The following is a 787-nucleotide window of genomic DNA, read 5'->3' on the forward strand; positions in this document are numbered from 1 at the left end:
CCCACTGCCAATCCTGCAACGATATCTGTGAAATAATGGACACTTAGGACCACCCTGCTAAACGCTATAGACAGAATCAGCAATGTAAAGAGTGATATTATGCATATTTTCCACCCCTTTTTTATATTACTAATAGCAACTATATAAATGATAAATCCATAAAAGGTTATCGAACCAGTCGAATGTCCACTGGGGAAACTGAATCCGGTCCCATCATATTGCGCTAACAGTTCTGGCCGTTCTCTTTCAAAAAAGAGTTTTAGCAATTTTGTCAATCCGCTGATCCCTATCATATTCACCGCAAAAAATACCGCAATCCATTTACTTTTCTTGGAGAAAAATAGTAAGTAAATAAACAAAACAATGGAAGCACACGTCACAAAAAGCACAGACCCGGCTTCTGTCATATACTCCATAATTAAGTATATAGATGAGTCGTTGAATTTTGCTACTGCACTCTGAATCATCTCGTCTATAATAAAATTTTCTTTTTCTAACACATCTTCTCCCAATTCAATAAATAACCCCATCGATGCTGCGATAATTCCAAACCCTGCAATTAATATAATGAGGGATGCTTTCGATAGATTTTTAACTTTCCGCAGATTATGTAACAAATGCTTCCATCCTCCTATTTTATGATTTATTGTAGTTATTTCCTGCATGCCTATATTTAAACCAATTCATATAGAGGTGGTTCAAAAAGTCACCAAATGATAAGCGGCGAATCTCTTCGTTGGTTTGTGCGTCCGCTTCTCACGTATTCAACCCATACGTTCCGATGCTC

Annotated in this window: 1 protein-coding gene; it reads right to left on the reverse strand. The window is 37.1% G+C overall.

Annotated elements, in window-relative coordinates:
• Positions 1-617, reverse strand: a 617-nt coding sequence (locus F9U64_RS16610; RefSeq protein WP_194287418.1) for a phosphatase PAP2 family protein, incomplete at its 3' end; no start/stop codon positions are given.
• Between the last annotated feature and the right edge of the window lie 170 nt (positions 618-787).

This window comes from Gracilibacillus oryzae, from assembly GCF_009498735.1.
Classification (GTDB): Bacteria; Bacillota; Bacilli; order Bacillales; family Amphibacillaceae; genus Gracilibacillus; species Gracilibacillus oryzae.